The organism is Streptomyces solincola, assembly GCF_002982015.1.
Taxonomy (GTDB): domain Bacteria; phylum Actinomycetota; class Actinomycetes; order Streptomycetales; family Streptomycetaceae; genus Streptomyces; species Streptomyces solincola.
In genome coordinates, this window is record NZ_PVLV01000013.1 from 1 (window position 1) to 24,407 (window position 24,407).

20 protein-coding genes and 1 pseudogene are annotated in these 24,407 nt (G+C 74.8%); 9 read left to right on the forward strand and 12 right to left on the reverse strand.

The features are described from left to right. The 4 genes from C6N75_RS00980 to C6N75_RS00995 form a co-directional block, all read left to right on the forward strand. On the forward strand, positions 1 to 539 hold a 539-nt coding region (locus C6N75_RS00980), incomplete at its 5' end, for an LLM class flavin-dependent oxidoreductase (protein ID WP_146132451.1). A gap of 15 nt (positions 540 to 554) precedes the next feature. Continuing rightward, positions 555 to 1,646, forward strand: a complete 1,092-nt coding sequence (locus C6N75_RS00985; protein WP_105866914.1) for an LLM class flavin-dependent oxidoreductase — start codon at positions 555 to 557, stop codon at positions 1,644 to 1,646. Positions 1,647 to 1,890: 244 nt separating this feature from the next. Further along, positions 1,891 to 2,334, forward strand: a complete 444-nt coding sequence (locus C6N75_RS00990) for a hypothetical protein (protein WP_258177156.1) — start codon at positions 1,891 to 1,893, stop codon at positions 2,332 to 2,334. 113 nt (positions 2,335 to 2,447) lie between these two features. After that, complete coding sequence (locus tag C6N75_RS00995) at positions 2,448 to 3,464, forward strand: LacI family DNA-binding transcriptional regulator (RefSeq protein ID WP_105866915.1); 1,017 nt, start codon at positions 2,448 to 2,450, stop codon at positions 3,462 to 3,464. Between the two features lie 307 nt (positions 3,465 to 3,771). Here the strand turns inward: C6N75_RS00995 and C6N75_RS01000 are convergent, their stop codons facing one another. Both C6N75_RS01000 and C6N75_RS01005 read right to left on the reverse strand, forming a co-directional pair. After that, positions 3,772 to 4,218 carry a response regulator gene (locus C6N75_RS01000; protein WP_105866916.1) on the reverse strand — a complete coding sequence of 149 codons (447 nt, stop codon included), beginning with the start codon at positions 4,216 to 4,218 and terminating at the stop codon, positions 3,772 to 3,774. Between the two features lie 118 nt (positions 4,219 to 4,336). Next, the gene (locus C6N75_RS01005; protein ID WP_105866917.1) at positions 4,337 to 5,686 is read right to left on the reverse strand and encodes a phospholipase D-like domain-containing protein; all 1,350 of its coding nucleotides are present in this window, start codon (positions 5,684 to 5,686) and stop codon (positions 4,337 to 4,339) included. A 107-nt stretch (positions 5,687 to 5,793) separates the two neighbouring features. Between C6N75_RS01005 and C6N75_RS01010 the strand changes: the two genes are divergently transcribed. Then, positions 5,794 to 6,513, forward strand: a complete 720-nt coding sequence (locus C6N75_RS01010; protein ID WP_105866918.1) for a siderophore-interacting protein — start codon at positions 5,794 to 5,796, stop codon at positions 6,511 to 6,513. Between the two features lie 24 nt (positions 6,514 to 6,537). Here C6N75_RS01010 and C6N75_RS01015 read toward each other — a convergent pair whose 3' ends face one another. Both C6N75_RS01015 and C6N75_RS01020 read right to left on the reverse strand, forming a co-directional pair. Continuing rightward, the gene (locus C6N75_RS01015; RefSeq protein WP_105866919.1) at positions 6,538 to 8,439 is read right to left on the reverse strand and encodes a glycoside hydrolase family 15 protein; all 1,902 of its coding nucleotides are present in this window, start codon (positions 8,437 to 8,439) and stop codon (positions 6,538 to 6,540) included. After that, the gene (locus tag C6N75_RS01020) at positions 8,418 to 9,929 is read right to left on the reverse strand and encodes a glucose-6-phosphate dehydrogenase (RefSeq protein ID WP_105866920.1); all 1,512 of its coding nucleotides are present in this window, start codon (positions 9,927 to 9,929) and stop codon (positions 8,418 to 8,420) included. The genes C6N75_RS01015 and C6N75_RS01020 overlap by 22 nt, the downstream gene beginning before the upstream one ends. A gap of 272 nt (positions 9,930 to 10,201) precedes the next feature. Here C6N75_RS01020 and C6N75_RS01025 point away from each other — a divergent pair, with 272 nt between their 5' ends. From C6N75_RS01025 to C6N75_RS01035, 3 genes are read left to right on the forward strand one after another with little or no spacing between them, the layout of a single operon-like run. Next, positions 10,202 to 11,668, forward strand: a complete 1,467-nt coding sequence (locus C6N75_RS01025; protein ID WP_105866921.1) for an aldehyde dehydrogenase family protein — start codon at positions 10,202 to 10,204, stop codon at positions 11,666 to 11,668. Between the two features lie 28 nt (positions 11,669 to 11,696). Continuing rightward, entirely contained in the window at positions 11,697 to 13,268 is a 1,572-nt protein-coding gene (locus tag C6N75_RS01030) for a GMC family oxidoreductase (protein WP_105866922.1), read from the forward strand. Further along, on the forward strand, positions 13,265 to 14,749 hold the full coding sequence (locus C6N75_RS01035; protein WP_256106985.1) for an APC family permease: 1,485 nt from the start codon (positions 13,265 to 13,267) through the stop codon (positions 14,747 to 14,749). Before C6N75_RS01030 ends, C6N75_RS01035 begins: the two co-directional genes overlap by 4 nt. A gap of 51 nt (positions 14,750 to 14,800) precedes the next feature. Here C6N75_RS01035 and C6N75_RS31050 read toward each other — a convergent pair. Together C6N75_RS31050 and C6N75_RS01045 are read right to left on the reverse strand one after the other, a co-directional pair. Beyond that, a pseudogene (locus C6N75_RS31050) lies at positions 14,801 to 15,418 on the reverse strand (DUF6308 family protein); the annotation flags it as partial. Between the two features lie 94 nt (positions 15,419 to 15,512). After that, on the reverse strand, positions 15,513 to 16,700 hold the full coding sequence (locus tag C6N75_RS01045) for a polyamine ABC transporter substrate-binding protein (protein ID WP_105866923.1): 1,188 nt from the start codon (positions 16,698 to 16,700) through the stop codon (positions 15,513 to 15,515). A 209-nt stretch (positions 16,701 to 16,909) separates the two neighbouring features. Between C6N75_RS01045 and C6N75_RS01050 the strand changes: the two genes are divergently transcribed. Then, entirely contained in the window at positions 16,910 to 17,488 is a 579-nt protein-coding gene (locus C6N75_RS01050; RefSeq protein ID WP_105866924.1) for a tellurite resistance TerB family protein, read from the forward strand. 80 nt (positions 17,489 to 17,568) lie between these two features. Here C6N75_RS01050 and C6N75_RS01055 read toward each other — a convergent pair whose 3' ends face one another. The 6 genes from C6N75_RS01055 to C6N75_RS01080 form a co-directional block, all read right to left on the reverse strand. Continuing rightward, the gene (locus C6N75_RS01055; RefSeq protein ID WP_105866925.1) at positions 17,569 to 17,940 is read right to left on the reverse strand and encodes a DoxX family protein; all 372 of its coding nucleotides are present in this window, start codon (positions 17,938 to 17,940) and stop codon (positions 17,569 to 17,571) included. Positions 17,941 to 18,084: 144 nt separating this feature from the next. After that, positions 18,085 to 20,109: an ATP-binding protein gene (locus C6N75_RS01060; RefSeq protein WP_105866926.1), complete on the reverse strand. Its 2,025-nt coding sequence runs from the start codon at positions 20,107 to 20,109 to the stop codon at positions 18,085 to 18,087. A gap of 425 nt (positions 20,110 to 20,534) precedes the next feature. After that, positions 20,535 to 21,284: an alpha/beta hydrolase gene (locus C6N75_RS01065; RefSeq protein WP_258177158.1), complete on the reverse strand. Its 750-nt coding sequence runs from the start codon at positions 21,282 to 21,284 to the stop codon at positions 20,535 to 20,537. Next, the gene (locus C6N75_RS01070) at positions 21,281 to 22,114 is read right to left on the reverse strand and encodes a DUF1295 domain-containing protein (RefSeq protein WP_256106993.1); all 834 of its coding nucleotides are present in this window, start codon (positions 22,112 to 22,114) and stop codon (positions 21,281 to 21,283) included. The genes C6N75_RS01065 and C6N75_RS01070 overlap by 4 nt, the downstream gene beginning before the upstream one ends. Then, on the reverse strand, positions 22,111 to 23,424 hold the full coding sequence (locus tag C6N75_RS01075) for an SAM-dependent methyltransferase (RefSeq protein ID WP_105866927.1): 1,314 nt from the start codon (positions 23,422 to 23,424) through the stop codon (positions 22,111 to 22,113). The genes C6N75_RS01070 and C6N75_RS01075 overlap by 4 nt, the downstream gene beginning before the upstream one ends. Before the next feature lies 1 nt (position 23,425). After that, the coding region (locus C6N75_RS01080; protein WP_146132452.1) for an SAM-dependent methyltransferase at positions 23,426 to 24,407 on the reverse strand (982 nt) is incomplete at its 5' end.

A 24,407-nucleotide genomic window follows, 5' to 3' on the forward strand; every position in this document is an offset into this window, starting at 1 on the left:
CACGAACACCTTCACCACCAGCTCCTTGCCGGGCGCTGCGGCCGGGAATGCTGAAGCTGGGCTTCACCGAGGGGGACGGGGCGATCACCAACCTCCTCTTCCCCGAGGACGTGCCCAAGGTGCTGGACGCGGTGGGGCCGCAGCCGCCCGGCAAGGAGCTGGTGGTGAAGGTGTTCGTGTGCCCCACCGAGGACACCGACTACGCCCACCGGGCCAGCCGGCCCTTCCTGGCCTGGATCCTCAACCGGGAGCCGTACCGGAAGTTCCACGAGTGGCTGGGCCACGGCGAGCTGCTGCGGGAGTGCCACGAGCGGTGGGCGGACGGCGACCCGGAGGGGGCGCGCAAGGCGCTGCCGGACGAGGTGGTCGACGGGCTGTTCGTCAGCGGCTCCCCGGAGGAGTGCCGGGAGCGCATCCTGCGCTACCACCGGCCCGGGGTGACCACGATCCAGTTGTACGTGTCGCTGCCGCCCGAGGTGTTCGTCAGCCGGGCCCGGGTGCTGGACACCCTGGCCCGGCTGGGGCCGGCCGGCGGCTGAGCGCAGGGGGACGCGGTGGAACTGGACGTACGGGGCGGGGTGCGGGCGGCGCCGGTCGCCGGGGACACCCCCGAGCAGCGCAGCGCGCTGCGGTTCGCCCCCGACCCGCGGGAGCGCGCCGCCGACCCGGAGTACGTGGCGCGCACGGCCCGGGAGAACGAGGAGGACGGGCTGGACAGCGCGCTGGTGACGCAGTCCAGCTCCTGGCCGGACCCCTGGTTGGTGGCCGCCTGGGCGCTGGCCGCCACCAGCAGGCTGCGCGTCGCGGTCGCCCACCGGGCGGGTACGACGGCGCCGACCGCCGCCGCCCGGGCGCTGGCCACCCTGGACCGGCTGTCCGGTGGCCGGGCGGCCGCCCATGTGATCGTCGGGTCCAGCGACGCCGACGTGCTGCGGGACGGGGACGTGCTCGGCAAGGCCGACCGCTACCGGCGCGCGGACGAGTACCTCTCGGTCTTCACCCGGACCCTCGCGGCCCGTGAACCCTTCGACCACGACGGGGAGTTCTACACGGTGCGGGACGCCTGGTGCGGGCTGGCGCCCGCACCGCGCGGCGAGCTGCTGAGCTTCGGCGGCTCGTCCCCCGAGGGGCTGGAACTGGCCGCGCGGTACGCCGAGGTGTACGCGGTGCCGGCGCTGCCGGTGCCGGCCACCCGGCGGCGGATCGCCGAGGCGCGGGCGGCGGCCGCCCGGCACGGCCGCACCCTGCGGATCTGGCGGCACCTCACCGTGGTGCTGGGCCGGGACGACGAGGCCGCGCGCACCCGGGCGCGGGTGCTGGGCCGGGAGGCGCTGCGGCTGACCGCGGGGCCGGACCAGGGCCGGTTCAACGGCGCGGTGCAGCTGGACCGGGATCGCGAGCGGGGCCGCGCCGAGCCGGCGGCGGGGCGGGCGCGGACCGAGGCGTACGTCCGCCGTTCGCTGGCCGCCGCGTTCGTCGGCTCCCCGGCGGCGGTCGCCGACCGGATCGGGGTGCTGCGGGCGGCCGGGGTGGACACCGTGCAGCTCGACATGGCGGTGGAGCGCGAGGAGGACCGCGAGCTGCGCCGGGACCTGGTGCGGCGGCTGCGCCACCCGTACACCGACGGCCGCCGTGCCGCCTGGTGACGGCCGGTCCCGGACCCGGACGGACGCCGTGCGCCCCGTGACGCCGTGCGCCCCGTGCGTTGCGTCCGCGCGCTGCCGTGTGCGACTGCCGCGAGGAGCGTGCGGGCGGACAGCCTGTGGTGCCCGCTCTTGCACGGCGGACAGCCTCGAGGGGCCGGCCCGCGGGTCGGCGGCCGGTGGCGCCCCCTCGGGGCGGACCGGTGCCGCTGTCCGCCCCCGCGCACCGCCGATCCCGGGAGCCGTCATGTCGTCGCCGTACCCGTCCGTCACCCGCCGCCGCGCGGCCGCCGTGCTCCTCGCGTTCCTGACCACGGCGGCGGGCACGGCGCTGGCCGCACCGGCCGCCGTGGCCGCGCCCTCGGCGGCGCGGGGCGTCAAGGCCGTCCAGCTCCAGTGGGCCGACGCCTGGCCGGCCGACCCGCCGATCCACAGCGGGACGCTGACCGTGGGCGGCGTGTACACGTGCACCGAACCGGCCGGCACCAGCGTGGGCGTGACCTTCAGCGCGTTCCAGATCATGCCCCTGGCCATGCCGGCCGGCTCCGGCTCGCTGCCGTGCGGGCCGGGCGTGGTCGACGCGCCCTGGCAGGTGACCAGTTTCCCGAACCCGGACGTGCACCACGGGTACACCTCGGTCTTCCTCACCTTCGACGGCCAGGACCAGCCGCCGCAGCAGCTCACCGCCTGACGGCGGCGGGGGCGGGGGCGGCCGGCCGGGTCGCCCCTCCCTTGCGGTGTTCCGGGCGGAAACGTACAACGTTGCACGCCCGGGAGCCGGGGCAGTCGACCGGAGGGAACGCCGTGCGGGTCAGCCTCAAGGACGTCGCGCTGCGCGCGGGCGTGTCCATCAAGACCGTGTCCAACGTGGTCAACGACTACCAGCATGTGACACCGGCGATGCGGGCCCGGGTGCAGCAGGCCATCGACGAGCTGGGCTACCGGCCGAACGTGACGGCCCGCCATCTGCGCAACGGCCGGACCGGGATCATCGCGTTGGCGTTGCCAGAGCTGGGCAACCCTTACTTCGCCGAGCTGGCGTCCGCGGTGATCGACGCGGCGGCCGGGCACGACTACATCGTGCTGCTGGACCACACCGGCGGCCGGCGCGAGCAGGAGATGCTGGTCAGTCAGGGCTTCCGGGCCCTGGTCATCGACGGCCTGATCCTCAGCCCGCTGGAGCTGGCGGATGAGGACCTGAGCGGGCGCACCGAGCAGGTGCCGCTGGTGCTGCTCGGCGAGCGCCACTACGACCTGCCGTACGACCACATCGCCATCGACAACGTGGCGGCCGCCCGCGCCGCGGTGCGCCATCTGCTGGACCTGGGCCGCCGGGAGGTGGCGTTCCTGGGGGCCCAGCCGCGCCGCAACCGGCCGGCCGAGCTGCGGGTGCGCGGCTGGCGCGAGGAACTGGCGGCGGCCGGGCTGGACGCCGGGGAGGGCCTGGTGGCGGCGACCGACGGGTGGGGCCACGAGGACGGGGCCCGGGCCATGGCGAGGCTGCTGGACGCGGGGCGGCGGCCGGACGCGGTGTTCGCCTCCAACGACCTGATCGCGATCGGCGCGATGCGGGTGCTGTCCGAGCGGGGGCTGCGGGTCCCCGAGGACGTGGCGGTGGCCGGCTTCGACGATGTGGTGGAGGGCCGCTACGGGGCGGTGACGCTGACCTCGGTCTCGCCCGACAAGGCCGCCATCGCCAGGATGGCGGTGGCGTCCGTCCTGGACCGCCTGGACGGCGCGGACCGCCCCGCCCGCCGCCAGACGGCCGGCCTCACCCTGATCGAACGCGAAAGCACCCGGGGCCGCGCCGCACGGGGCTGACGGCCGCCTCGGGCCGACTGCCTCCGCGCGGTAGCGGCCGGGACCTCACAAGGTGCTCTTACATCGTTGTAACGTCCTCGGGTCCCGCCCGTTCACCCGGCCGCTCGCACGACTTCCCCGACCAGTTCCTGCGCCACTACGACGCGCAGCTCTGGCTGGCCACCCCCGGCGGGGCGACGGCGTACGACACCGCCTCGCGTCTCACCGAGGACACCACCGGGGCGGTCGCCGCCCCCTGGGCCCCGTGACCGGTCCGGCCCGGTGAGGCGAGCGGGGGGTGCGGCGCGGGCCGCACCCCCCGCTCGCGTCAGTAGCGTCGGCGGGGCAGCCGCACCACGCTGACGAAGAAGTCGTCGATCTGCCGGACCGCCTCGACGAACTGGTTCAGGTCGACCGGCTTGGTGACGTAGGCGTTGGCGTGCAGCTCGTAGCTGCGCAGGATGTCCTCCTCGGCGGAGGAGGTGGTGAGCACGACCACCGGGATCAGCGCCAGCTCGTCGTCGGACTTGATCTGCTCCAGCACCTGCCGGCCGTCGTACTTGGGCAGGTTGAGGTCGAGCAGGATCAGGTCCGGGCGCGGCGCGCCGGCGTGCGCGCCGCGGCGGAAGAGGAAGTCCAGCGCCTCCTGGCCGTCGCGGACCACGTGCAGGTCGTTGCGGATCTTGTTGTCCTCGAACGCCTCGCGGGTCATCAGCTCGTCGCCCGGGTCGTCCTCCACCAGCAGGACGACGATCGGTTCCAGGGATTCGGACACGGCAGGGCTCCAGGCTCAGGGCTTCGGGCGAGGGGTCGACGGCTCGTCGCGGGGTGTCGGGGCCGCCGTGCGGGAGGCCGGCCGCGCCCCCACCGTACCGCGCGCGGGGCCGCTCAGGTCACGGCGCTCCGCCGTACTGGGACTCCGCGAGGGCGGCGGCGCGCTGGTCGCGGAAGTTCGCCAGGTAGGCGTCGTGCACCTGCGGGCTGTCGTACTTCAGCAGCGCCTCGTCGTTGGCGGTGAGCGCCATCCCGGTGTACGTGTGGCTGCCGGTGAAGACCAGCTTCTGGTCCTTGACCCCCTTGTACGAGCCCTCGATCAGCAGGTACTTGGTGTGGCTGGTGGTGCCGACGGCCGCGGGGGCGGCCGGGTCGGTGAGACCGTCGTTGGCCAGGCGGTGCAGGGAGATCCGGCCCTTGGCGGTGGTCCGGGTGAGCCAGTAGGCGGTCTCGCGGTGCGTGCCGGGCGCCTCGTAGTCGGCGAGCTTGCCGTAGACGACGTCGACGTAGCAGCCGGCGTCGGCCAGTTCCCAGAGCTTGTGGGCCACGGCGGGCCGGGAGATGTGGCCGTTGGCGATGCGGATCACGGTACGCCCGTCGGCGGTGCCGTGGCCGGGGGTGTTGCCGTGGCACACGTCGGCCGGGGCGCCGTCCGGGTTCTTCACCGGGGTCTGCACCATGCTGAGGATGTTCTCCGCCACGTCCGTGGAGGAGCGGGGGAAGAAGTAGCCCTTGGCCGGTCCGGCCTCCACGTCGACGGCGAGGTCGGCGGTGCGCAGCGAGCCGTCCGGCTCGGCCTGCGAGGCGGCCATCAGGTCGAAGTAGCGGAGGTAGCCGGTGTGCAGGGCGGCGTTGCCGGTGACGGTCATCGCGTCGTTCCAGCCTTCCGCGCGGTCCCAGGTGGTGAGGTTGCCGGAGGACTGCACGACGACGTCGTCGACCATGACGCCCTTGGTGGGCGAGCCGCTGCCGGTGGTCCGGGTGAAGAGGAGGAACTTGTTGTGGTTCACCCCGCCGGCGGCCTTCGCCAGGCAGGAGCGGCCGGCGGCGCACACCCGGAACCACGAGGTCCCGTAGGTCCGGTCGGCCGGCGGGGTCTCCGCGAAGGCGCTCTGGAGGGTGGTGCGGACCTTCTGCCCGGCTCCGCCCATCCAGGCGGCGGTGACGGTGTGGTCGTCCACGAGGACCTGCACGCTGACGTTCCTGCGGTGCGCGGCGGCGAGCTGCTGCGCGAGCCAGTCCGAGCCGAACGCGTACAGCGAGACGCGGATGGTCGAACCGCTCGGCGCGCCGTTGACGAGGCGGCCGAGGTGGCTGAGGATCGCGCCCTGTTCGGCGGTGGTCCCGCCGGGTCTGTTGAAGACCGGGCCGGTGGTCACGTAGGTCTCGGGCTCGGCCGAGGCGGCCGGTGCGCCGGCCAGGAGGAGGCCTCCGACGAGGAGGGCGGTGAGAAGTCTCTTTCCGATCACCGCGTCACCCTAGGGCAATCCCGAACACCCGTACCCCCGTCCGCCATGCGGCGAGACGGGCGTAGGTTAGGCTCCCCTAACTCACACGGACTACGGGGAGCGACACCATGGGACACGGCTGGCAGGGCACCGTCCTGAAGTTGATGCGCGGCAAGGACTTCACCTTCACCGTGACGTCGGTGGACCGGGTGTCCGAGCGGCTGCACCGGCTGTCGTTCACCGACGGCGGCATGCTGGCGGCCACCGGCGTCCACCCGACCATGTGGGTGCGGCTGTGGTTCCCCGGCGGGGCCAAGCCCCACCAGCGCGCCTACACCCTGGTCGACCCGGACCCGGACGCCGGGACCTTCACCATGGACTTCATCCTGCACGCGGGGGCGGCCAGCGACTGGGCCCGCACCGCCGGGCCCGGCGACACCATCGAGGCCACCGTGCAGGGCTCGGCGTTCACCGTGCCCGCCCCGCTGCCCTCGCGGCTCCTGGTGGTCGGCGACCCGGCCTCCCGTCCGGCCATCGACTCCCTGCTCGCCGCACTGCCCGGCGTCCCGGCCACGGTCTGGTACGAGACCACGCACACCGCAGACGACGACCACCCGCCGCGGGGCGGGGCCGCCCCCCGCGAGGTGATCCGGATACCGCGCCGGGACGGCGGCGGCGGGCTGGTGGAGACGGTCCGCGAGGCGCTGCCCGGCCAGTGGGACGAGGGCGCCTACCTCTGGATCGCCTGCGACACCGCCACCACCCGCGCCCTGGCCGGTTTCGCCCGCAAGGAGCTGGGCGTGCCGAAGGACCGCCTGCACGCCCTCGGTTACTGGCGCGCCGCCTGACCGGCCGGTCGGCGGGCCGGGCGGTCAGCCCATCGCCCGGTCCAGGTTGACGGCCGCGCTGATCAGCGCGAGGTGGGTGAACGCCTGCGGGAAGTTGCCCAGTTGCTCGCCGGTGACGCCGATCTGCTCGGCGTACTGGCCGACGTGGTTGGCGAAGGTGAACATCTTCTCCAGCGCCAGCCGGGCCTCCTCCACCTGCCCGGTGCGGGTCAGCGCCTCCACCCACCAGAACGAGCAGATGGAGAAGGTCCCCTCGGTGCCGTCCAGCCCGTCGGCGGACACCTTGGCGTTGTAGCGGAAGACCAGCGAGTCGGCGACCAGCCCGGCCCGGATGGCCTTCAGCGTCGAGTGGAACCGCTCGTCCTGCGGGGAGAGGAACTTCACCATCGGCATCACCAGCAGCGAGGCGTCCAGGATCTCGGCCGGCGGCTCGCCGTCGGAGCCCAGGCGCTGGACGAAGCTGCCCAGTTGCTCGTGCCAGCCCTGCTCCATCACCTGCCGGTAGATGGCGTCGCGCACCGACATCCACCGGGCCAGGTCGGCCGGCAGCCCGCGCTGGCGGGCCATCCGCACCATGCGCTCCACCGCCACCCAGCACATCACCCGCGAGTAGGTGTGCCGCTGCCGGCCCGCGCGGGTCTCCCAGATCGACTCGTCGGCGGTGTCCCAGTGCTCCAGCAGCCAGTCGACCACCCCCACCAGGTCCGACCAGGTGTCCCAGGAGATGCCGTCGCCGTACTTGTTGAACAGGTAGATGGAGTCGACCAGTTCGCCGTAGACGTCGAGCTGGAGCTGGTCGGCGGCCCGGTTGCCGATCCGCACCGGCGAGGAGCCGCAGTAGCCCTCCCAGTGGTCCAGCTCCTCCTCGGGGAGGTCGGCGTGGCCGTCGATGGAGTACATCACCCGCAGCGGCCCCGTCCCGCGCTCAGCACCCTGCCGCAGGCAGCGGGCCAGCCAGCCGACGAACGCGCCGGCCTCCTCGGTGAAGCCCAGCCGCAGCAGCGCGTACAGCGAGAAGGCGGCGTCCCGGATCCACACGTACCGGTAGTCCCAGTTGCGGCTGCCGCCCAGCTCCTCGGGCAGGGCGCAGGTGGGCGCGGCCACCAGCGCGCCGGTCGGCTCGTGGGTGAGCAGCTTCAGGGTGAGCGCCGAGCGGTGCACCGTCTCGCGCCAGCGCCCGGTGTAGCTTGAGCGGCCGAGCCAGTCGCGCCAGAAGGCGACGGTGGCCCGGAAGAGCTGCTCGGCGGCCTCGCGGGTCAGCTCCTCACCGGGGCAGCCCGCGCCCGGTTCGCTGGTCTCCAGCACGAACAGGACGCTGTCGCCCTCTTCGAGGTGGAACTCCGCCCCGGCGTCGGCGCCGTCGTCGCCGCAGGCGGTGAGCGGGACGCCGGAGTGCACGGTGATCACCAGCTGGTCGGTGATGAACTGAGCCCGATCCGGGCGCAGTTCGAGCCGGTGCGGGTCACGGCCGTAGTTCGTCCGGGGTGCGATCGCGGTCCGCATGCCCATCCGGCCGCGGACGGCGCTGACCCGCCGGACCAGCCGCTGGCGGTGGTCGGGGTCGTGGCCGCGCAGCACCGGCATGAAGTCCTGGACCTCGACCATGCCCTCGTCGGTGAGCATGCGGGTGACCAGGATGTTGGTGTCGGGGAAGTAGAACTGCTGGCGGGAGGCGACCTTGCAGAGCGGGTCCATCCGCCAGCAGCCGCCCTTCTCGGCGTCGAGCAGCGCGCCGAAGACGCTCGGCGAGTCGAAGCGCGGCGCGCAGAACCAGTCGATGCGCCCGTCGGTGCCCACCAGCGCGGCGGTGCGCAGGTCGCCGATCATGCCGTGCTCGGCGATCGGCAGATAGCGGACGGCCTCCTCCGTGCCCGCCCCGGTCTCCGGCTCGGTCCCGGTGGCGCTCACGACTCCGGCACCCGCCATCCGTCCGGTCCGGCCAGGTCGAGCGCGGCCTTCGGCCCGTAGGAGCCGGGCTCGTAGGGCTGCGGCTCGGGCGGGTCGTCGAGGACCGGGGCGCACACGTCCCAGAGCCGTTCGACCTCCTCGGCGCCGGTGAACAGGGTGGCGTCGCCGTTGAGCGCGTCCAGGAGCAGCCGTTCGTACGCCTCCAGCGGCCGGGCGTCGCCGAACGCCTCCTCGGAGCGCAGGGCCAGCGCCGCACGGCCGACCTCCAGGCCCCGGCCGGGCACCTTGGCGCGCACCTCCAGGCGTACCGAGGGCGGGTCGGACAGCTGGAGGACCAGGGCGGGCGGGCCGTCGCCGTCCTCGTCGCCGAGGCCGGCGAAGGGCCCCTCACGGCAGTCCTTCAGGGTGAGGGTGACGGTGCGGGCGCCGGAGCCCATCGCCTTCCCGGTGCGCAGCAGGAACGGCACGTCGCGCCAGCGGTCGTTGTCGACGAAGGCGCGCAGCGCGACGAAGGTCTCGGAGCGGGAGTCGCCGGCGACGCCCTCCTCGTCCCGGTAGCCGTCGTACTGGCCGAAGACGGTGTCGGCCGGATCGAAGGGGCGCAGCTCGCGGTACAGCGCCAGTTTGGCGGCGCGCAGCGAGGCGGCGTCCAGGGCGGCGGGCGGTTCCAGGGCGACGAAGCCGAGGATCTGGCTGAGGTGGGTGGAGACCATGTCGCGGAAGGTGCCGGTGGCCTCCATGAAGGACGCCCGGCCCTCGATGCCGATCTTCTCGGGGACGTCGATCTGGACCGAGGCGACGTGCTCGCGGCTCCACAGGGCGGACAGCCACTCGTTGGCGAAGCGCAGGACCAGGACGTTCTGCACGGCCTCCTTGCCGAGGAAGTGGTCGATGCGGAAGACCCGCTCCTCGGGGACGACCCCGTGCAGGACGGCGTTGAGCGAGCGGGCGGAGGCGGCGTCCTGGCCGAAGGGCTTCTCCAGGACGAGCGACGCGTCCTCGGCGAGTCCGGTGTCCCCGATCATGCGCAGCAGGTCCTCCATGGTGCCGGGCGGCACGGAGAGGTAGAGCAGGGTGCGGCAGTCGCCGCCGAGCCGGGAGCGGGCCTCGCGCACCGTCTCGGCGAGCCCGGTCCCGTCCTCGGCGGAGGAGGTGCGGAAGACGGCGCCCTCGCGCAGGGCGGCCAGCGCCCGCTCGTCGGGCTCGTCGGGGCCGAACTCGGCGACGGCGTGGGCCACCAGGTCGCCGTAGTCGCCGTCGGGCTGGTGGCGCCCGGTGCCGACCACGGCGAGTCCGCCGGGCAGCGAGCCGGCCGCGAGGAGCCGGTGCAGTCCCGGGTAGAGCTTGCGGCGGGCCAGGTCGCCGGTGGCCCCGAAGATCACCAGCAGCAGCGGCCGGTCGTCGTCCGGCCGGCCGGAGCGGGCGCCGGGGGCCGGGTGGCCGCCGGCGCCGGTCGCCTGGCCGAAGGCGGCGCCAGGGGCGGTGCCGGGGGTGGTGTCGGATGCCATGCGGGGTGCCCACTCTCGTACCGGATGCAGCGACCGTCATCGTGTGCTCCGCGTGATCGGCGGCAACCCCGCCCCGCCGCGCCCTCCCCCGTACGCCGCACCGCGCCGCCCGGTCCGGCGGGGCCGGACCCGGGGCGATTGACCCACCCGGGTCCATTCTCCCCGCCGGTCCGGCTCCTCGGCCGTGTGCCCGGCCGTCCGGGGCCGTCCGCGCCTGACCATGTGGAGCGGTCCGGCGCGGCGGAGGCGTCGGCGGACGACGGAGGTGCGGGATGGGCGACCTGTTCATCGACGGGGCCTGGACGGACGCGGCCGGCGGGGAGCGGCGGGAGGTGGTCAACCCGTTCGACGGGTCGGTGGTCACCACCGTCGACGAGGCGGGCGCGCAGGACGTGGACCGGGCGGTACGGGCGGCGCGGCGGGCGTTCCGGGAGGAGGAGTGGGCGTCGGCGCCGAGCCGGCTGCGCGCGGACGTGCTGCTGGAGGTGAGCAGGCTGCTGCTGCGGGACCGGGAGGAGATCGCCCGGACCGAGACGGCGGACACCGGCAAGACGCTGACCGAGGCGCGGATCGACGTGGAGGACGTGTCGAACGCCTTCCGGTACTTCGCGGAGATCGCCGGCAAGGACGGCGGCCGGGTGGTGGACGTCGGGCCGGACGTGCTGAGCCGGGTGGTGTACCGCCCGATCGGGGTGTGCGCGCTGATCGCGCCGTGGAACTACCCGCTGCTCCAGGCGTCGTGGAAGGTGGCCCCGGCGCTGGCGGCGGGCAACACCTTCGTGCTCAAGCCCAGCGAGACGACCCCGCTGAGCACGATCCACATGATGCGGCTGATCGAGGAGGCGGGCGCCCCGCGCGGGGTGGCCAACCTGGTGCTGGGTTCGGGCGCGACGGTGGGCGCGGCGATGACCGCGCACCCGGAGACGGACCTGGTGTCGTTCACCGGCGGTCTGGCGACCGGGCGGCGGATCATGGAGACCGCGGCGGCGGACGTGAAGAACATCGCGCTGGAGCTGGGCGGCAAGAACCCCAACGTGGTCTTCGCCGACTGCGACTTCGACGCGGCCGTGGACAACGCGCTGAACGCCTCCTTCCTGCACTCCGGGCAGGTGTGCTCGGCCGGGTCGCGGCTGCTGGTGCAGGACTCGCTGCACGACCGGTTCGTGGAGAGGCTGGCGGAGCTGGCGGGCCGCATCCGGCTCGGTGACGGCACGCGGGAGGAGACCGAGAGCGGGCCGCTCAGCTCGGCCGAGCACCGGGAGAAGGTCGAGCGGTACCTGGAGATCGGCCGGGCGGAGGGCGCGCGGGTGGTGTGCGGCGGGAAGCGGCCGGACGATCCGGCGCTGGCCCGCGGCTTCTTCCTGGAGCCGACCGTCTTCGCCGACTGCGACCGCTCGATGCGGATCGTGCAGGAGGAGGTGTTCGGGCCGGTGGTGACGGTGGAGCGGTTCCTGGACGAGGAGGAGGCCGTCGAGCTGGCCAACGACACCCGCTACGGGCTGGCGGGCGGGGTGTGGACGTCCGACGCGAGCCGCGCCCAGCGGGTGGCCGACCGGCTGCGGCACGGCACGGTGTGGATCAACGACTTCCACCCGTATGTGCCGCAGGCCGAGTGGGGCGGCTTCGGCCGCTCCGGGGTGGGCCGGGAGCTGGGGCCGACCGGGCTGCGGGAGTACCAGGAGTCCCAGCACGTGTACCAGAACCTCCGGCCGGCGGTCACCGGCTGGTTCAAGGGCTGACCCGGCGGAACGGACGAGGAGAGCGCCGATGGCACAGAGGAGCGGGTCCGGTGACCGGGCCGACGAGACGTACGACTATGTGATCGTGGGCGGCGGCACGGCCGGGTGCGTGCTGGCCGACCGGCTGACCGAGGACCCGGACGTGCGGGTCTGCGTGGTCGAGGGCGGGCCCAGCGACGTGGGCGACGAGCGCGTGCTGAAGCTGCGGAACTGGATCAACCTGCTCGGCGGCGAGCTGGACTACGGCTACACCACCACCGAGCAGCCGCGCGGCAACTCGCACATCCTGCACTCGCGGGCGCGGGTGCTGGGCGGCTGCTCGTCGCACAACACCCTGATCAGCTTCCTGCCGCTGCCGCAGGACCTCGACGAGTGGGTGGAGCGCGGCTGCGAGGGCTGGGGTCCCGAGACGGTGCTGCCGTACCGGGCGAGGCTGAAGAACGAGATCGCGCCGGTGGCCGAGCAGGACCGCAACCCGATCGCGCGGGACTTCGTGACGGCGGCCCGGCGGGCGCTGGGCGTGCCGCTGGTGGAGGACTTCAACGCCCGGCCGTTCGCGGAGGGTGTGGGCTTCTTCTCGCTGGCCTACCACCCGGAGGGCAATCTGCGCTCCTCCGCGTCGGTGGCCTATCTGCACCCGGTGATGGACCGCCCCAACCTGACGCTGAAGCTGGAGACCTGGGCGTACCGGGTGGAGGCGGACGACGCGGGGGCGCTGACCCGGGTGCGGGTGCGCGGCAAGGACGGTACGGAGTCGGCGCTGCGGGCCGAGCGCGAACTGCTGCTGTGCGCCGGGGCGGTGGACACCCCGCGGCTGCTGATGCTGTCCGGCATCGGCCCGGCCGACGAGCTGCGCCGGCTGGGCATCGAGCCGGTGCTGGACCTGCCGGGCGTGGGTGAGAACCTGCTGGACCACCCCGAGTCGGTGATCGTCTGGGAGACCGGCGGGCCGCTGCCGCCGCAGTCGGCCATGGACTCCGACGCGGGCCTGTTCCTGCGCCGGGAGGCGGGCGCGGACCGCCCGGACCTGATGTTCCACTTCTACCAGGTGCCGTTCACCGTCAACACCGAGCGGCTCGGCTACCCGGCGCCGGAGCACGGGGTGTGCATGACGCCGAACGTGCCGCGGGCCCGCTCGGTCGGCCGGATGTGGCTGACCAGCGCCGACCCGACGGCCCACCCGGCCCTGGACTTCCGCTACTTCACCGACCCCGAGGGGCACGACGAGCGCACGATCGTCGAGGGGCTGAAGATCGCGCGGGAGGTGGCGGCGGCCGATCCGCTGCGCGGGTGGCTGCGCCGGGAGGTCGCGCCGGGCCCATCGGTGGTCTCCGACGCCGACCTCTCGGAGTACGGGCGCAGGGCCGCGCACACCGTCTACCACCCGGCGGGCACATGCAGGATGGGCGCGGCGGACGACGCGGCGGCGGTGGTGGACCCGGAGCTGCGGCTGCGCGGCGCGGACGGTCTGCGGGTGGTGGACGCGTCCGTCTTCCCGACCATGCCGACGATCAACCCGATGGTGACGGTGCTGCTGGTGGCCGAGCGCGCCGCCGACCTGCTGCGCGGCCGCGCCGGCGCGGTACGGGGTGAGCGGTGAGCGCCCCGGCGGCCCCGTCGGCCGCGGGCTCGGGCGGGGGCGGGGAGCCGGGGTCGGAGTTCCGCAAGGAGATGGGCCCCTGGGCCAACTTCGCGCTGGGCTTCACCTACCTCTCCCCGGTGGTCTCCACGTACACCCTCTTCGGCACCGCGCTGGCCACCGGCGGGCCCCCGATGATCTGGGCGTTCCTGCTGGCCGGGCTCGGGCAGTTCCTGGTGGCGCTGATCTTCGGCGAGGTGGTGGCGCAGTACCCGATCGCCGGCGGGGTGTACCCGTGGGCGCGCCGGCTGTGGGGCAAGCGGTGGGCGTGGCTGACCGGCTGGGTCTACATGTGGGCGCTGCTGGTGACGATCACCTCGGTGGCGTACGGGGCTGGGCCCTACGTGGCGATCCTGTTCGGCTTCACCCCGCGCGTGCACACCACGGTCCTCTGCACCGTCGTCCTGATCATCGTCGCCGTGCTGATCAACTACTGCGGCACGAAGGTCCTGTCCTGGGCGGCGGTGATCGGCTTCGGGGCGGAGCTGATCGGCGCGCTCATCGTGGGCGTCTACCTGCTGGTCACCCACCGCTACCACGGCATCGGCGTGATCGTGGACACCTACGACACCCAGGGCGGCGGCAGTTACGCGCCAGTGTTCCTGGCGGCCGCGATCATCGGCTTCTACCAGTACTACGGCTTCGAGGCGTGCGGGGACACCGCGGAGGAGGTGGACCGCCCCGGGCAGGTCATCCCCAAGGCGATGCGGCGCACCATCTACGTCGGCGGTGCGGCGGCCACCTTCACCTGCCTGTCGCTGCTGCTGTCGGTGGTCGACTACCAGGCGATCATCGACGGGCGGGACCCGGACCCGGTGGTCAACCTGCTCTTCGACGCCCTCGGCGAGGTGGGCGCCCGCCTCGTCATGGCGGTGGTCCTCATCTCGTTCCTGTCCTGCACCATCAGTCTCCAGGCGGCGGCCGGCCGGCTGATCTACTCCTACGCCCGGGACGAGATGATCGCCGGCCACCGGCTGCTGCGCCGCTTCTCGCACGCCCGGGCGGTGCCCGGCTACGCCCTGCTGGTGTCGGCCGTCGTCCCGGCGCTCATCGCCTTCGGCTCCCTCATCTCCGAGGACGCCCTCACCAAGATCGTCTCCTTCGCGATCCTGGGCATCTACGGCGCCTTCCAGATGGTGGTGTTCGCGGCCCTGCGCGCCCGCCTCAAGGGCTGGCGGCCCGGCGGCGAGTTCACCCTCGGCCGCTGGGGCCTGGCGGTCAACGCCGCCGCCCTCGCCTACGGCCTCTTCGCCATCGTCAACATCTGCTGGCCGCGCACCCCGGACGTGCCCTGGTACGAGAACTGGATCGTCCTCCTCTGCGGCGCGGTCGTCGTGGGCTCCGGCGTCCTGTACATGGTCACCACGCACCACTACGGCCGCGGCAGCGCCCCGGCCGGGGACGCGATCCCGCAGCGGAAGGAGGCCGCCGGGAAGCGGTGAGCCGCCCGAGTCCCAGTGCCGGTCGCGGTGGTCGTGCCGGTGGGCCGTCCACAGCACGACGTCGAGCACGCGCAGCGCGCTGACGGTCTCCGGCAGCTCCGCGGAGCGCCGCAGCGCCGTCAGCGCGTGGTGCAGGGCCAGGTCGTCCGCCCGCAGGGCGTCACGCAGGGCGAGCCAGAAGCCGCCGGGGCGTCCGACGGCGCAGCGGACCACCTGGTCGTAGACGGGCAGCAGCCGCGGCCGCTTGCGGGCGAGCAGCTTGCCGGCGGTGACCCAGCCGATGTGCTTCCGCTGCTCCAGCAGGGCCCACGCCTCCTCGGCCGGTGACGACGTGTCGACATGGGCGGCGTCGGCGGCGGCCAGGTCGAGACCGGTCGGGATCTCGCCGAGCAGTCGGGCGAGCCGTCGTCCCAGGTCGCCCTCCAGCAGGTCCAGGGCGACCTCGGGGTGCACCTGGACCGACAGGGTCTGCACGGCGATCAGGTCGTCGGCGGTGACGGTGTGCGCGGCCCCCGGCCGGTCACCGCCGCCGCCGAGGTGCTCGAACCGGCTGCCGGTGAAGAGCGGTGCGCCGGACGCGGTGGTTCCGTCGTAGTACTCCCGCAGGTCGGCCGCGGCCCGGTCGGCGGTGACGGCCTGCCACAGGCGCTGCTCGAACGTCACGGGCACTCCCCTCCCCCTGGCGGTCCCGCCGGGCCGCGGAGGGGTGATCGTACGGCCGGGGAGCGCGCGGCGAGCGGTGAACGGACGGGAGAGGCGCCCGTCAGAGCCCCGCGAGAGCGTTCCAGCGGCGGGCGAAGGGGACGCGTTCGTCGGCGGTGATGTCGCGGGCGACGGCGAGGCGGGAGCGCATGGCGTCGTCGGGGAAGATCAGCGGGTCCTCGGCCAGGGCGGCGGTCTCCTCGTCGCCGGAGGAGGCCAGGATGTCGCGGGCGGCGGGCACCGGGCAGACGTAGTTGACCCAGGCGGCCAGTTCGGCGGCCACCTCCGGGCGGTAGTAGTGGTCGATCAGCGCCTCGGCGTTCGCCTTGTGGCGGGCCTGGTTGGGGACCATCAGGCTCTCCGACCACAGCTCGCCGCCCTCCTCGGGCACCACGAACTCGATGTGCGGGTTGTCCGCCTGGAGCTGGATGACGTCCCCGGAGTACGCCTGGCAGGCGAGCACGTCGCCGGAGTCGAGGTCCTTGATGTAGTCGTTGCCGGTGAACCGCCGGATGTGCCGGTCGCGCACCAGCCGCTCCACCCGGTCGCACATCCGGTGGAAGTCGTCCTCGCGCCAGCGGGTGACGTCCACCCCGTCGCCCTGCATCAGCAGCGCGAACGCCTCGTCCAGGCCGGACAGCAGGGTCACCCTGCCGCGCAGGTCGTCCTTCCACAGGTCGGCGGTGGAGCGGATCTCGCGGCCGAGCCGCCGGCGGTCGTAGGCGATGCCGGTGATGCCGCTCTGCCAGGGCACGGTGTGCCGGCGGCCCTCGTCGAAGGCGGGTGAGCCGAGCTGCGGGTCGAGGTTGCGGGCGACATGGGGCTGGCGGGCGCGGTCCATCTCCTGCACCCAGCCCAGGCGCACGAAGCGGGCCGCCATCCAGTCGCTGACCACGATCAGGTCCCGGCCGGTCTCCTGACGGTTGATCAGCGAAGGGCTGATCTTGCCGAAGAACTCGTCGTTGTCGTTGATCTCCTCCCGGTACTCCACCGCGATGCCGGTACGCCGGCTGAAGGCGTCCAGGGTGGGCCTGCGGGAGGTGTCCTCGTCGTCGGTGTCGATGTACAGGGGCCAGTTGGCGAAGTCCACCCGCCGCTCGCTGCGGGACAGGTCCGACCGGCCCCGGTCCGCCGGGGCCACCCGGGCCGGCGGCACCCCGCAGCCCGCGAGTGCGAGGCCGGCGCCGCCGGCGCCCAGGGCGCGCAGCAGGGACCGGCGGGGAAGCTGGAGGTTCCGGGTGGCCGTCACGTCCGCAGGATCGCCGGGCGGCCCGCGCGACGGCAATGGACCATGCGTCGAGCCTGGCGGTCGCGGGGCGACAGGGTGTCGACCGGCGCCGTGCTCGCGGCGCCGGGAACCTGCCGGCGCGCGGGGTCGTTTCCCGGACGTCGGCCGTCGCCATCAGCGGGGGCGGCCGGGTACGGACGACGATGCGGAAAGACCGAGGTGACGCGCCCGTGGCGATGTGGGACCGGATCAAGGACCAGGCCAAGAACCTCCAGCAGCAGCAGGGCAGAGGCAGCGGATCGCACGGTACGGCGGGGGCGTACGGCAGCTCGCACCGCCCGGCGGGTACGGGGGCGGGCGGCGGCGCTTCCAAGGCGCAGCTCATCGGGCTGTTCAAGACGCAGCTCGGCTCCCTTAAGGCGGAGCTGAAGAGCGGCGCGTTCCGGGACGCGAGCATGGCGGTGTGCGCGCTGGTGGCGGCCGCGGACGGCCATGTCGACCCGGCCGAGCGGCAGCAGGTGGAGTCGCTGGTGCTCTCCGACGAGGTGCTGCGCAACTTCCCGCCGGAGCAGTTGCGCGAGCGCTTCGGGCGGAACGTCGACCTGCTGACCGCCGACTTCGCGCGCGGCCGGGGCGAGGTGCTGCGGGAGGCGGCCAAGGCGGCGAAGAAGCCCGCCGAGGCGCGGGCGGTGGTGCAGATCGGTCTGGTGATCGCCGGCGCGGACGGCTGGGTGGCGCCCGCGGAGGAGCAGGTGCTGCGGGAGGTCTGCGCCGAGCTGGGGCTCGATCCGGCGGAGTTCGGACTGTAGGCACGGTCCGGCGTGTTCCGCCGCCGGGTGCCGGCGCCCCTGCGTCGGGCGCACGCCCGGGCGGCGGGCCGCGGGGTGGGTCAGCCGGCGGCGCGGGCCACCCGGCGGGCCCACAGGACCAGCGGCACCTGGAGGGGCATCCGGCCGTAGGCGGCCGCCTGGGCGGCGAGCGGGCGGTGCCGCCAGTCGTACGCCATCTGGATGTGGGCGGGGAAGACGGCGACGAAGAACAGCGCGGTCGCCCGGGCGGCGGTCCTGCGGGTGCGCGGGGCGGCCACCCCGGCGGCCAGCGCCAGTTCGGCGACCCCGCTGGCCCTGGTCCAGGCTCGGGCCCCGCCGGGCAGCGCGCGCGGCACGATGGCGTCGAAGTTCTCCGGCCGGGCGAAGTGGGCGACACCGGCGCCGCCCAGCAGGCCGGCGAGCAGCAGGGCGGAGCGGGTGGACGGCTTCATCGCGGTTCCTCGGCTCTCGGGGCGGCCCCGTCCGGGCTTTCGACGATGCGAGGACCGGAGGGACGGCGGTGACAGGGCTGGCCGCGAACCTTACCTGCCGGTAACGAAGGGGGCCACCCACGGCCCCCGCCGCCGGACGTCGGCCTACCGGACGTCGGCCTGGAGCGCCTCGGCGAGCAGGGCGGAGGGGTCGGCGTTGGCGGCGCGGACGACCGTCCGCTCGTACTCCGCGTCGCCGACCAGCTCCCGCGCGGTGCGCTCGCAGCGCTCGCGCACCGGGCCCAGCTCGGGGGTGCCGCGCTGGGGGTGGCCGACGGCGCGCCAGTACGTCAGCCCCGCCCCGTAGACCTGCGCGGCCCGCAGTCCGTCGCCGTGCGCGGCGAGCGACGCGGCCAGCAGGTCGAGACCCAGCGCTATCCCGAAGCTGTCGCCGATGCGCTGCTTGGAGCCGAGCATGGCGCGGGCGTGCCCGGCGGCGTCGGCGGAGCGGCCCTCGAACAGCGAGATCAGGGCGAGTTGGTAGTCGAGGTAGGAGCGGGTCCAGTGCTCGCCGTGCCGGCCGCAGATGACCAGCAGCCGGCGCGCCTCGGCACGGGCCTGGTCCAGGAAGCCGAGCCCGGTCAGTCCGAAGACCCGGACCAGCCGGCACATCATCCGGGGCCCGAGGGAGCCGCCGGGGCGGCGCAGCGCGTGTTCGGCCTCGGTGCGGGCGGCCAGCGGGCGGCCGCGCAGCAGGTGGACCAGGCCGGCGAGGTAGGCGGCGCGCAGGGCGTCGTCGGGGGTGCCGCGGGCGGCGGCGCGCCGGCAGTCCTGGGCCAGGTCCTCGGCCAGGTCGTGGTCGCCCTGGAGGACCCGGACCACGCCCAGGGCCCACAGCGCGGCGGGCCGGGCGGGCGCGTCGTCCCGGCTGTGCCGCAGGGCCCGGCCCAACTGGGCCCCGGCGTCGTGCAGATGGCCGCAGCACACCCAGTGGAAGCCGAGTCCCGCGGCCATCTCCAGCGCCTCGTCGGGCCGGTGGACGAGCAGGTGGTCGAGTGCGGCGCACAGGTCGGCGTAGGAGCGCTCGACGACGCGGTAGCCGTCGAGCTGCCGGGGGCCGAACCAGTCGTGCTGGACCTGCCGGACCAGGCCCAGGAAGTGGCGGGCGTGGCGGTCGGCGAGCGTCCGGCTCTCGCCGAGTTCACCGAGCCACATCTCCCCGTACTCGCGGATGGTGTCCAGCATGCGGTGGCGCGGGCCGCCGTCGGGGCCGGGCTCCCGGGTGACGACGGACTTGGCGGTCAGCCCGTCGAGGACGCCGGGCACCTGGTCGGCGGGGAGCGCGCCGCCCGCGCAGACCCGGACGACGGTGGCGGTGTCCACCGGGCCCCGCAGCACCGACATCCGGGCCCACAGCAACCGCTCGGCCGGCTCGGCCAGTTCGTGGCTCCAGCCGACGGTGGTGCGCAGCGTCCGGTGGCGCAGGGGGCGGACGGCGGCGTCGGCGGGCGGCAGGTCGAGGCGGGAGACCAGGTCGCGTTCGGCCTGCTGGACGGAGAGGTGGCGCAACTGGGCGGCGGCCAGTTCCAGGGCGAGCGGCAGGCCCTCCAGCCGTTCGCACAGGGTCCGGGCGGCGGCCCGCTCGCCGGGCAGGACCAGGGGCGCGCCGGCCGCCGCGGCCCGGTCGCCGAAGAGCCGAAGCGCGTCGGAGCCGGCGGGCAGCGGGCGCACCTCGTGGACGTGCTCGCCGTCCAGCGCGAGCGGTTCGCGGCTGGTGGTCAGCACGGTCAGTTCGGGGCATTCGGCGAGGAGTCGGCCGACGAGTTCGCGCACAGCGGGCAGCAGATGCTCGCAGGAGTCGAGGACCAGCAGGAGCCGGCGGCCGTTCAGCCAGCCGGCCAGGGTGTCCTCGGGGGTGCGTCCGGAGTGGTCGGCGAGGTCCACCGCGTCGGCCACGGCCGCGGTGAGCAGCCGGGTGTCCTGGAGCGGCCAGAGGTCGGACCAGCACACGCCGTCCGCCGCGCCGGGCGGGTTGCGGTGGGCGGTGCGCAGCGCGAGGCGCGACTTGCCGACGCCGCCGGGCCCGGTGAGCGTGACGAGCCGGTGGTGGGCGAGCGCGCGGGCCACGAGCGCGGATTCGTCCGCCCGGCCGACGAATCCTGGGGGTTCCGCGGGGATGTTCCTCAGCACGGTCTCCAGTGTGGCGCTTGGTGCGGATGGCGGCAGGCGATCGGCGGCAAGAGGGCTGGTTTCGCCTCTGTGTACGGCCGGGCCTCGGCGTCTGCCGGGGATGGCCGGCGGCGGCCGCCGGGGGGTCGGCGGCCGCCGGTCCGGCGGCCCGTCCCGCGGGGTGCGGTACGGGGCGGGGCGCCCGGCCGTGTTCGCCGCCCGAGGCGGGACCGGCGCGGGCGGCCGGTTCACCGCGGGACGGATGGCCGGTTCGCCGCGGGACGGGCGGCCGCCGCGCGGGTGGCCGGATCCCGTCGGCCGGGCCGCTGGGCCCGGCCGAGTCCCGGGGAGCACGTCGGCCGGGGCGCGCTCGGCTCGACCGAGTGCGCGACTGCGTCGAGCGGCTCTCACGCCCTGGTCGGGTGCGCGCGGCGTCTGGGCCGGCCTCACTCGACCTGGTCGGGTGCGCGCAGCACGTCGGCGGCGGGGACCAGGCCGTCGCCCGCGGCGTCGGCGGCGGCGGCGAGGGCGGCGGGCAGCGGGGTGAGGCCCAGGGCGGCGGCCGCGCCGAGGGCGGCGAGGCGGTGCCAGTCCCGGGCCCCGGCGAGCATGGCGTGCCGGCCTCGGGGCATGACGATGCCGGCGCCCCGGGCCCCGGCGGCGCGGGCGCGGCGCAGGAACTCCCAGGAGCGCCGGGCCTCGGTCATCCGGTCCCGTTCGTCGTGCAGGACGAGCAGGGTGCGGCCGGCGAGCTGGTCGACCGGTTCGCCGGGCGGGCACCAGGGGGCGAGCGCGACCACACCGGTGACCCGGGGGTCGCCGGCGACCCGCAGGGCGGCCCGGCCGCCCATGGAGTGGCCGACCAGGACCACCGGGAGGTCCGGGCGGGCGAGGTCGCGCAGCTCGGCCAGGGCGCGGCGGGCGTCCCGGGCGGCGTCGCCGCGCGGGCCGTTCCAGCCGCGGTGGCGGTAGCGGACCTCGGCGACCAGCAGCGGGTGCGGGCGGGCGCCCCGGCGCACCGCGCCGGCGAACGGCCGCATCCGCCGGCCGGGCAGATTGAGCCAGGTGGGCGCGGACAGCGCGTCGGCGCGGCCGCCGTGCAGCAGCAGCACGGCGGCCCGCGGGTCGCCGGGGGCGTGCCGCAGCACGAGGGCGCTGCCGTCGTCGGGGGCGGTCCGGGCCTGCTGGGCGGTCATCGGGCGGCCTCGCTTCCGGTCCTGGGCCGCTTGCCTGGCGGCAGCGGGAAGAAGCCGCTGGTGCGGGCGGCGTACTCGCGGAAGCCGGGGCGTTCGGCCATGTGCTTCTCCAGCAGGCGCTTGCCGCTGCCCCGGGTGAGCAGCAGCGACATCACGACCGGGGAGACCAGGCTGACGGCGGCGGACCGCCAGTCGCCGCAGGCGGTCAGGAACAGCCCCCACCAGACCAGGAAGTCCCCGAAGTAGTTGGGGTGTCGGGTCCAGGACCACAGACCGACGTCCATGATCTTCCCCTGGTTGGCCGGGTCGGCCTTGAAGCGGGCCAACTGCCGGTCGCCGACCGCCTCGAAGGCCAGCCCGGCGGCCCACACCAGCAGCCCGGCGGCCAGCCAGGCGGGCGCGGGCCCGGTGACGTACATCGCGGCCTGCACGGGGAGGGAGACCAGCCACACCAGTGCGCCCTGGAGCAGGTAGACCTTGCGCAGGGCGTAGGCGTCGCGGCTGCCGGGGGCGCGGGCGAGCATCTTCTCGTAGCGGGGGTCCTCGCCGTGGCCGCGGCCGCGCCGGGCGATGTGCACGGCGAGCCGCAGCCCCCACACCACGGTGGCCAGGGCCACCAGCAGTCGGGTGGCGCCGTGGCCCTGACCGGCCGACAGCACGGCGCTGACCACGGCGACGGCGGCGAACGCCGCGCCCCAGGCGATGTCCACGATCCGGTGCAGTCCGCGCCGGACGGCGACGGCGAAGGTCGCCAGCATCACGGCGAGCGCGGCGGCGGCGGCCGCGCCGAGGTTGGCGGCGAAGGCGGACCAGGCGAAGCCGGCGTTCACGGCCGGCCCTCCCCGGCGGCCCCCTCGCGGGCGTACCAGGCTCCGGGTGTGTCGGGCATGCCGGAGTCTCCTTCCAGGGTGGGGCGGACGGCCAGGATCTGGTCGACGCCCATCCGGTTCTCGGCGAACGCCAGGGCGCTGCCGGCCAGGTAGAGCCGCCAGACCCGGGCGGTGGGCTCGCCGACCAGGGCGGTGAACTCCTCCCAGCGTCCTTCCAGGGTGTCGTGCCAGGCGTTGATGGTGCGGGTGTAGTGCTCGCGCAGCGCCTGCACGGAGCGGACCTCCAGGCCGGCGTCCTCCAGGATGCCGGTGGTCTGCCCGACCGGGCGCATGTGCATGTCGGGGGCGATGTAGTTCTCGATGAACGCGCCGCCGCCTGGGGCGTCGGCGCCCCGGGACATCTGCTGGACCAGCAGCCGGCCGCGCGGGCGCAGCAGTCCGTGCAGCTTGGCGGCGAAGTCCGGGTACTCGGCGTCGCCGACGTGCTCGCCCATCTCGATGGTGGTGACGGCGTCGTAGCCGCCGCCCTCGACGTCCCGCCAGTGCCGGAGCTGCACCTCGACCAGGTCGCCCAGGCCCTCCTCGGCGACCCGGGCGGCGACGAAGTCGCGCTGCTCCAGGGCCAGGGTGACGGCGGTGACCTGCGCCTTGTGCTCGCGGGCGGCGTACAGGGTGAGCGAGCCCCAGCCGCAGCCGACGTCCAGCAGCCGCGCGCCGGCGGTGAGGCCGAGCTTGCGGCAGACCAGCTCCAGTTTGTCGCTCTGCGCGTCGGCGAGGGTGTAGCCGGGGTCGTCGGGGCGGGTCCAGTAACCGCACGAGTAGGCCATGGACTCGTCGAGGAGCAGGGCGTAGAAGTCGTTGGACAGGTCGTAGTGGTGGCTGATGGCGGCCCGGTCGCGGGCGGCGCTGTGCAGCGTGCCGGAGAGCTCGGCGCGGGCCGCGCCGGGGGCGGGCGGCCGGGGGCCGAGCGCGCCGAGCCGGGCGGCGGCGACGGCGGCCCGGGCCAGCTCGCGGGGCCCGGGCTTGGCGGTGCCCTGGCTGCGCATGGTCCTCCAGACGTGGCTGAGGGCGGCGGACAGGTCGCCCTCGATGTCGAGGTCGCCGGCGATGTAGGCGTCGGCGAGGCCGAGTTGGCCGGGCTGCCAGAGCAGCCGGCGCAGCGCGGCGGGTGAGCGGAGCACGACCAGCGGGGCGGTGGCGGGGCCGGCCTCGCTGCCGTCCCAGGCGCGCAGCCGGACCGGCAGGGGGCCGGTGAACCAGTGCCCGAGGAGGGCGGCGAGCCGGTCGGCGGCGGGGATCGCGGCGGGCATCTCAGCGGGCTCCTTGCTGGGCGGGGAGGGTGGTGGACGGCAGGTCGCCGCCGGTCGCGGGGGCGGCGCCGCCCGTCGACGCGGCCCCGGCGGGGGCGGTGACGGACGGCGCGTCGGGGCGCCCGGCGGGTTCGGCGGCGGCGTCGTCGCGGGGCGCGGCCTGGGCGGGGACGGTGGCGGCGGCGAGCCGGATCTGGCGGACGTCCAGGTAGCGGGCGCGGAAGCCCGCCTCGGAGTAGGCCAGGTACAGCTCCCACATGCGCTGGAAGACGGTGTCGAAGCCCAGTTGCCGCACCTCGGCGGCGCGTTCGGCGAAGCGTTCGCGCCACAGGCGCAGGGTCTCGGCGTAGTGCTCGCCGTAGCCGTGGTCGGCGGTGACCTTCAGGCCGGCCCGGGCGGCCTCGCGGACGACGGCCTCGCGGGAGGGGATGAGCCCGCCGGGGAAGACGTACTTGCTGATCCAGGTGTGGGTGCGGCTGGTGTTCAGCATCCGCTCGTGCGGCATGGTGATGGCTTGCAGGGCGACCGTCCCGCCGGGGGCGAGCCGGTCGCGCAGGGTGGCGAAGTAGGCGGGCCAGAACTCCGCGCCGACCGCCTCGATCATCTCGACGCTGACCACGGCGTCGTACGCGCCCTCGACCTCGCGGTAGTCGCAGAGCCGGACGTCGACCCGGTCGGCGTGGCCGGCGTCGGCGATCCGGCGGAGGGCGAGGTCGCGCTGCTCGGTGGAGAGCGTGATGGTGGTGACGTGCGCGCCGCGGGCGGCGGCCCGCAGGGCGAGTTCGCCCCAGCCGGTGCCGATCTCCAGCAGCCGGGTGCCCTCGCCGACGCCGGCCAGGTCGAGGAGCCGGTCGATCTTGCGGGTCTGGGCGGCCGGCAGCTCCTCGGGCCGGGCCGGCAGCGAGCCGAAGACGGCGGAGGAGTAGGTCATCGTCGGGTCGAGGAACTCCTCGAACAGCTCGTTGGACAGGTCGTAGTGGCGG